1 protein-coding gene is annotated in these 747 nt (G+C 65.9%); it reads left to right on the plus strand.

Annotation, left to right across the window (positions count from 1 at the left end; genetic code table 11):
- Positions 1-127 precede the first annotated feature (127 nt).
- Positions 128-747 (plus strand): helix-turn-helix domain-containing protein (locus tag AC1DDH_RS20380; RefSeq protein ID WP_476887980.1); only part of this gene is annotated, 620 nt, incomplete at its 3' end.

The following is a 747-nucleotide window of genomic DNA, read 5'->3' on the forward strand; positions in this document are numbered from 1 at the left end:
TGTACTGCCCAGGGACGTTGGTTCGGTGAATGTGATGACTCGCTGGAGTCGTTGACCTAAAGGTGAGGACCTCCGGTTGCACAGTGGAGTTGCTTAGACAACCGCTGCAGCGACCAGGAGGTCCTCAATGTCTCACGCTAATGCCGCTTTGACTCCACGCCAACGTTTGCGCGTCGCGCGTCTCGTCGTAGATCACGGCTGGCCGGTGTCCCGGGCTGCCGAACAGTTCAACTGCGCCTGGCCCACGGCCAAACGGTGGGCGACCCGCTACGCCGCGATGGGTCAGGCGGGTATGGCTGACAGATCCTCCCGCCCGCACCGGGTGGCGAACCGGACGCCGCAGCAGCTGGTGCGCAAGGTCGTGCACCTGCGCTGGAAGCAACGGCTGGGGCCGGTCGCGATCGGCGCGAAGCTGGCCATGCCGGCCTCGACCGTGCACGCGGTTCTGGTCCGGTGCCGGCTGAACCGGCTGCATCACGTGGACAAGCGCACCGGGGAGGTCATCCGCCGCTACGAGCATGAGACTCCTGGAGCGATGATCCACGTCGATGTGAAGAAGCTAGGGAACATCCCCGACGGCGGCGGTTGGCGCTACGTCGGGCGGCAGCAAGGAGACCGGAACCGGGCAGGAACCCCGGACAAGGCGCGCAGCAGACACCGCGGGCCACTGATCGGGACCGCCTATGTCCACACCGTCATCGACGACCACTCCCGGGTCGCCTACGCAGAGATCCACGGCGATGAAAC

The sequence above is a fragment of the Arthrobacter sp. 10T425 genome, assembly GCF_056393985.1.